General features: G+C 62.2%; 3 protein-coding genes and 1 pseudogene. 3 read left to right on the top strand and 1 reads right to left on the bottom strand.

Annotated features, from left to right (window positions below; translation table 11 throughout):
* Nucleotides 1–313: 313 nt before the first annotated feature.
* Nucleotides 314–1,080 (bottom strand): annotated as a pseudogene (locus AAFX91_RS36780) (SDR family NAD(P)-dependent oxidoreductase).
* A 194-nt stretch (nt 1,081–1,274) separates the two neighbouring features.
* Between AAFX91_RS36780 and AAFX91_RS36775 the strand changes: the two are divergent.
* From AAFX91_RS36775 to AAFX91_RS36765, 3 genes are all read left to right on the top strand, one after another.
* A complete protein-coding gene (locus AAFX91_RS36775) occupies nt 1,275–2,237 on the top strand; it encodes a sensor histidine kinase (protein WP_394569778.1) in 963 nt (320 codons plus the stop codon).
* Between the two features lie 223 nt (nt 2,238–2,460).
* A complete protein-coding gene (locus tag AAFX91_RS36770; protein ID WP_394569777.1) occupies nt 2,461–4,203 on the top strand; it encodes a putative bifunctional diguanylate cyclase/phosphodiesterase in 1,743 nt (580 codons plus the stop codon).
* Between the two features lie 124 nt (nt 4,204–4,327).
* Complete coding sequence (locus tag AAFX91_RS36765; protein WP_394569776.1) at nt 4,328–7,429, top strand: EAL domain-containing protein; 3,102 nt, start codon at nt 4,328–4,330, stop codon at nt 7,427–7,429.
* Nucleotides 7,430–7,499 lie beyond the last annotated feature (70 nt).

Raw genomic sequence — 7,499 nt, 5'->3', positions numbered from 1 at the left:
CTGTGGTCCTACCCCCGTGCTTTTTGTTGCACGGGACCCATGGGTGCAACCAGCACCCGGCTTTCCCTGCGCCCTCTATTCGACGAGAGGGTGGAAAGTGACGCAAAACTCGGACGTATCACGTCGCGAGAACGCAGACTTACGTCCCTCCGCTGTTTGAAAATTAAATCATAATTCGCGACGACGCCGTAGGGTGGGCAAAGCGCAGCGTGCCCACCTTTTCTTGCACCAACCGTGGATGGTGGGCACGCTGCGCCTTGCCCACCCTACAGCTTCGCGGACTCAGGATGAGGGTCAGTCAACTATGCCGTCGCTAGCCGCCCTGATCAAACGCCTTGCGCAAGGCGACGTAGCCCTGCTGCTGCTGGGTCCAGTTGCGGCCGCCGGTGATGGCGCCGTCGACGACGAGGTCGTGGCCGTTGATGAAGGAGGATTCGTCGCTGGCGAGGAACACGGCGGCATGCGCGATGTCGTCGGGCAGGCCGGCGCGCGGGATCGGCTGGGCGCTCTTGTAGACCTCGCGCATGACAGCCGGCGTCTTCTCCGCGGCGTCGGTCGACAATCCCAGCGCCTTGCCGAAGATGCCGGTTGCGATCGCGCCGGGCGAGATCGAATTGACGCGAATGCCGGACTCGCCGAGCTCCATCGCCACGCATTTGGTCAGATGGATCACCGCGGCCTTTGCCGCGCCATAGACCACCGAGGACGAGAATCCGGCAAGCCGCCCGGCATGACGCTGCGCACCAGCGTTGCCATCGCGGCATCGAAACGGTCGACCTCCAATCCCTCGATGCCGCCGGTCTGCGCCGGACCGCCGGCATTGTTGAAGAGGCAGTCGACCTTACCGAATTTTTCCAGCGTCAGCGCGATCAGCGCCTTCATCTGCTCTTCCACGGTGACGTCGGTCTGGCGGAAGATGCAGTTGGCGCCAAGCGCCTTGGCCAAGGCTTCGCCTTCGGCGATGCGGCGCCCGGCGATGACGACCTTCGCACCCTTGGCGACGAAAACCTCCGCCGTGCGCAGGCCGATGCCGCTCGTGGCGCCCGTGATCACCGCGACCTTGCCGTCTAACCGTCCCATGTCATTACCTCTTAAGCTGTCAGTCGAATTCAATGGAGTGGGATATTCCTGCCACAGGCGGAACAAGGCAAGCGGACTGTTCGGTGAACAACGCAGCCGGCTGTGGCCCGCGGCCCTCTGCCGGCCACAAATCGCGGCTTACCCGTCGGTTCGGCCTTATTTTGGATTCGCTGATCACCTGAAGTGACAAAGCCATGAAGAGATTGATCGACGAGTTCAGGTGCGGCTGGCGCGGGGACGCCCCGCCGTCGCTCGCGCTCGGCCTCGGCTTTGCGATCATCTGCCTGGCGCTCGCGACGTCGGCCCGCTGGGGTCTGTCCCAGCTTCGCCCCGACGTGTTCTTCACGCCATACTTTCCGGCGGTGTTCTTCGCCGGCGCCTTCGGTGGCTTGCGCATCGGAATCCTGACCGCGCTTGCAGGCGGCCTGCTCGGCCTCGCCCTCAATTTCGGCAGCACGGTCACCGATCCGACGCGGATCGTGCTGCTCTTGATGTTCTGGGCGGTCTGCGGCCTCACGATCTGGGGCGTCGAGCACTACCGCTCGATCGTCGCCGAGCAGCAGCGGATCGCCAAACGCCTGATCGGCGAGCAGGACTACCGCAAGCTCGTGGTCGACGAATTGCAGCACCGGCTGAAGAACAAGTCCTCAACCATTCACGCGGTGCTGCACCAGGCGCTGCAGGACCAGCCGCAGATCTGGAGTCGCATCGATTACCGCATCCGCGCGCTGTCGGCGACCGACGACCTGATCGCAAAGGTCGACGGCAACGGATGCGATATCCAGGACCTCCTGATCTCCGAACTTGGTCCCTACGGCCATGTCCGGTTCAACCTGAACGGCGATCGTCTGTTTCTGCCGGCCAAGCTGGCGGTGAGCCTGGCGTTGATCTTTCATGAGCTCGCCACCAATGCCGGCAAGTATGGCGCGTTTTCCTCCGCGCGCGGCTTCCTGCAGGTATCATGGTCGGTGTCCGACGATCGCCTCACCATCACCTGGGACGAGACCGAGGGGCCGGTCGTGGAGAAGATCGGCGAGCCGGGTTTCGGCACCAGGCTTTTGAAATCGGCGCTGAGACCATTCGACGGCAAGACCGACGTCAGCTATCTCAAGACCGGTATTCACTGTACCATGCAGTGCCGTATTCCCACGGCTTGATCGCGCTTTTTCGCGCTTCGCTCCGAAGCGAAGGCGAAACGAAAGACAGCCGCAAGCACTCGATGATCGGGTTGACGCTCTGTTAATGACGATTGAGGTGGCGCCTGTTGAAATCTCCTATCGACACAGATGTCGCGGTTTTTCTCAGTTCCACTTAACCAAAACTACAAGGGACTTTGCCAAGTTCGCGCGCATGCACAGTCCCATAAAGCACGACTTTCAGATGGCCACGGCGGCGGCCACGAATGAGAGCGAACTCCATTCCGAATTGCGGATTCTGCGTGATGTCGTCAGGTTGTTGCCTGCGGGCGTCACGGTCCAGGACGAGCAGGGCGACTTCCTTGTCGTCAACGATGCGGCCGCGGCGCGCTTCCAACTGGCAAGCGATGCAATGGCCTCGCAATTGGACGAGCGCCGCGAGACCTGTCTCGAATTGCTACGGAACGGCCGCTCCGCGGTGCTGGAGGAAGCGGTTGCTTCCGGCGCGGCCAAGCAGGTGTTCCTCACCGCGCATCGGCCGGTGCGGATCGCCGACCGTAATCTCTTGCTGTCGACCTCCGCCGACATCACCGAGCAGAAGGCGTTCGAGGACCAGCTATTCCGTTCCGCCTATTATGACGAGCTGACCGCGTTGCCGACGCGCCGGGTGATCGAGCACCGCGTCAACAGCCTGCTGTACTGTGACGATGCAGACAGCCATTTCGCGCTCGCCTTCCTCGACATCGATAATTTCAAGCACATCAACGACTATTACGGCCACGCCATCGGCGACGCGCTGCTGGTGGAGATGACCCGGCGGCTCAGCCTGTCCTTGCGCGAAACCGACATCCTGTCGCGCATCTCCGGCGACGAATTCCTGCTCCTGCTCAATCCGATCCAGACCGAGCAGGAGGTCGCCGACTACATCGAATTCATGCTGCAGCGGTTGAAGGCGCCGTTCTTCATCGACCAGTCGGAGATCTTCGCCTCCACCTCGATCGGCGTGAGCCTTTATCCCGAGCATGGCCGAAGCTACGACGAGCTGCGCCAGAACGCCGATATCGCGATGTATCGGGTCAAGCACAGCGGCAAGGGTGCTGCGGCCTTCTTCGACGCCAGCATGGAAGTCGAGGCCATCGCGCGGATGAAGATCGAGCAGTCGCCACGGCTCGCGATCCTGGAGAAGCGCTTCTGCTGCGCCTTCCAGGCCAAGGTCGATCTCAGGACGCAGGAGGTCAAGGGCATCGAGGCGCTGGTGCGGCTGCGCGACAATGAGGGCGTGATCCAGGCGCCCGGCACTTTCGTCAACCTCGCCGTCGAGCTCGGGCTGATCGACGAACTGACCCATCTGGTGCTGGCGGAGATCGTGAGATCGATCGACCTGATCAACAACACCTTTGGTCCGGACGCTTCCATCAGCATCAATGTCGCGGCCAAGCAGGCCGCCAATCCCGAATTCATGCGCCCGTTCGCCCGCGCGCTCGAGGAGACGGGATACCCGAAGCGCTTCATGATCGAGGTGACGGAAGATGCTTTCGTCACCAAATCGCATTTCCAGGAGGAGATCCTGCCGATACTGCGCGGGATCGGCGTCGGGATATCGATCGACGATTTCGGCATCGGCTATTCGTCGCTGTCGGCGCTCGCCGACATCACCGCCGACGAGATCAAGATCGATCGCTCCTTCATCACCGACATCCATAAGCGCCCGCGCAGCCAGGGCATCCTGCGAGCGATCGAATCCTTGAGCGAGGCGCTCGGCATGACCGTGATCGCGGAAGGCATCGAATCCTACGAGGAGCTGGCCTACCTGCAGGCTGCGACCAAGATCCGCTACGCCCAGGGCTACTACTTCTCGAGACCGATCTTCCTGGACGACCTCAAGCCGTCGATGCCGCTGACGAGCGAAGCGCGGGCTCACCTGGCGAGCCGGGCGATGGAGGAGGCACGTCCGGCTTACACCCGAACGAGCAGGTATCGGCGCTGAGGACCGGGACCCCACAACCATCGCGAGGAAATACTGCAAGACCCCAATTAAGCGTTGAGTAACCGGATTTCCTAACCGCTTGTGGCAATTTTGCGTTGTATCCCTGCCTCCCGGGAATTCGGGAATGCGCAATCCTTCAAAGCACATCCATAGGATCATCCTTCGCGCGAAGGTCTTCCGCCGCCACTTCGCCGCGACGATCCGCGGCCCGGTGCTGTGGCTGACGGTCTGCGGCGGATTGCTGGTGACCGCGATCTTCGCCGGCACCATCCTGATGGTCGGCCAATTCCGTGAGCGCGCCCTGCACAACAGCGAGCGCGAACTGGAAAACACGGTGCTGATGCTGACGCGCCATTTCGACCAGCAGTTCGAAGACTCCGCGACGATCGCTTCCGACCTGATCTCTCAATTGCGGATTCCGGAGCTTGCCTCGCCGGAAGCGTTCAAGGAACGGATGTCGACCGCCGAAGTGCACCACGTGCTGAAATCGAAGGGCCTATCCTATCTTGGCGACGTCTCGCTGTTCGACACCGACGGGCAGATCATCAACTGGTCCGGACCGCTGCCGGCGCCGAAGCTCGACATATCCGAGCGCGCCTACTTCAAGAGCTTCAAATCCAATCCGACGACGGAGACCGTTCTCGCCGAAGCAGTCCGCAGCTATCGCAACGGCAAACTCAATACCGTGATCGCCCACCGCCTGACCGGGCACAACGGAATCTTTCTCGGGATCATGACACGGCGGATCGATCCCGCGAACTATGAGAAGTTCTTTGCTTCCGTCGCTCCAGGCGCGAGCGCGACCATCGGCCTATTTCACGCCGACGGCACCTTGCTCGCCCGTCATCCGCGCATCGATGAGATGATCGGACGGAATTTCGCCTCCGCCCCGCTGATGCGAGAGGTGCTGGCGAAGGGAGGCCAGCATACCCTACGCATAGAAAGCCCGGTCGATGGAATGAAGCGGCTGGGCTCGGCGGCGCGGCTCGGCCATTTCCCGGCGGTCGTGGTCGCAACCAATTCGATCGCCGCGGCACTTGCAGACTGGCGTGCGCAGACCAAATTCCTGATCGTCGCCGCAGCGCTCGCCGCCCTGGTGGTCGCAGGCGTGCTGTTCCTGATCACCCGCGAGATCAACAAGCAAAACCGCCACGCGCGGCAACGGCTGAAGGCGGAGCGGCAACGGCTCGACACCGCGCTGAACAACATGATCCAGGGGCTGGTGCAGTACGACGCCGCCGGCCGCATCGTGACCTTCAACCGTCGCTATCTCGACATGTTCCAGCTCTCGACCGACATCGTGAAGCCGGGATGCCACTTCCGCGACCTGATGCGGCACCGCCAGGCGAACGGACTTTTCGACGGCGACGTCGACGAATTCTGCACCTCCGTCATGAACAATATCGCGCAGGGCCGGGTTGATCGCAGCCTGGCAGGCAGCGCGGACGGCCGCTGGTTTTCCGCCGTCAGCACGCCACTCAAGCACGGCGGGTGGATCACCACCATCGAGGACATCACCGAGCGCTGCAGGCTGGAGCAGGAGCGCGACCGGAACTACGCGTTCCTGCGCGAGATCATCGATCACATCCCCTCGCAGATCACGGTCAAAGATGCGCACGACCGGCGCTATCTCTTGGTCAACCGTGTTGCCGAGGAGAAGTTCGGCATCTCACGCGACCTGATCGTCGGCAAGACCGCATTCGATGTCTTTCCGGCCGCCGCCGCCCGAATCATCACCTCAGACGACGAAAGGCTGCTGGGGTCCACCGACGGCTTCTACAGGGATGAACACCTCTGGAAGACCCAGGCGAAAGGCGAACGCTACATCACCTCGAAACGCATCGGCATACGCGATCAGGCCGGCACGACGCACTACATCATCAACGTCGTCGAGGATGTAACCGAACGCAAGCTCGCGAACGAAAGGATCACCTATCTTGCGCATTACGATGCGCTGACCGACCTGCCGAACCGCGTGCTGTTCCGTGCGCAGATCGCGCGCGAGCTCGAAAGGGCAATGCGCGGTGAACGGTTCGCATTGCTTTACATCGATATCGACGAGTTCAAGGCCATCAACGACTCGCTCGGCCATCATGTCGGCGACGAATTGCTGAAGACGGTGGCCGCACGGATCAAGGCCTGCCTCAAACCCAGCGACCTGATCGCCCGGCTTGGCGGCGACGAGTTCGCCGTGATCCAGACCGCCGTTGATGCAACGTCCGACGTCGCGGAATTCGTGACGCGGATCCATGGCGCGATCCGACAACCTTGCGACTGCCTCGGGCATCATCTTTCCACCGACGCCAGCATTGGCATCGCGCTGGCGCCGCAGGACGGCACGGAGTTGGACCAGCTCATCAAGCACGCGGATCTGGCGATGTATGCCGCCAAAGCGGGCGGGCGCCGGACCCATCGCTTCTTCGAGCCGGCGATGGATGAAAGCGCCCAGGCCCGCCTCACCATGGAGCAGGACCTGCGGCAAGCCATGGTGGAAGGCGGTTTCGAGATCCACTACCAGCCCCTCTTGGACTTGAGAACCAACCAGGTGGCGGGCTGCGAGGCGCTGTTGCGCTGGCGTCATCCGGAGCGAGGCATGGTCTCTCCCGCCGAATTCATTCCGGTGGCAGAAGATACCGGAATGATCAACGAGCTCGGCGATTGGGTGCTGCGCACGGCCTGCACGGAAGCGGCCACCTGGCCGTCTCACATCCGGCTCGCCGTCAACGTCTCGCCGGTCCAGCTCAAATGCGAAACGCTGGCGTTGCGGATCACGGGCGCGCTCACCGCCTCCGGTCTCGCGCCCGGCCGGCTGGAGATCGAGATCACGGAGGCGGTGCTGATCAGGGACGATGAAGCCGCGCTCGCGATCCTGCACCAGCTCCGCGCCATCGGCGTGCGCATCGCGTTGGACGATTTCGGCACCGGCTATTCCTCCCTGAGCTATCTGAAGCGGTTTCCGTTCGACAAGATCAAGATCGACCGGTGCTTCGTCAGCGACATCGAGGTCGACGGTTCCTCTGCCATCGTGCAGGCGGTGGTGAATATCGCCGCGTCGCGCAACATGACCACCGCGGCCGAAGGTGTCGAAACCGAACAGCAGCGAAAACTATTGCGCGAACTGGGCTGCACGCAGATGCAGGGCTTCCTGTTCAGCGCGCCGAAGCCGGCATCGGAGATCAGGCGGTTGCTCGACATGGACCAGGCGGCGGCGCGGGTTTTGGCCTAGGCCGTGTGGACTCTTGGGATTCTCAAATCAGATTGAACGTGATTCAAGGCTTTCTTTTAGGAGGAAGCCT

It is taken from the genome of Bradyrhizobium sp. 31Argb (assembly GCF_043638955.1).
Taxonomy (GTDB): domain Bacteria; phylum Pseudomonadota; class Alphaproteobacteria; order Rhizobiales; family Xanthobacteraceae; genus Bradyrhizobium.
Note: the sequence above shows the minus strand (reverse complement) of the source record. Positions and strands in the feature narration are given on the sequence as shown.

Coding starts and splice junctions, on each gene's coding strand:
- AAFX91_RS36775 (WP_394569778.1), top strand. CDS start 1,275: ATGAAGAGATTGATCGACGAGTTCAGGTGCGGCTGGCGCGGGGACGCC.
- AAFX91_RS36765 (WP_394569776.1), top strand. CDS start 4,328: ATGCGCAATCCTTCAAAGCACATCCATAGGATCATCCTTCGCGCGAAG.
- AAFX91_RS36770 (WP_394569777.1), top strand. CDS start 2,461: ATGGCCACGGCGGCGGCCACGAATGAGAGCGAACTCCATTCCGAATTG.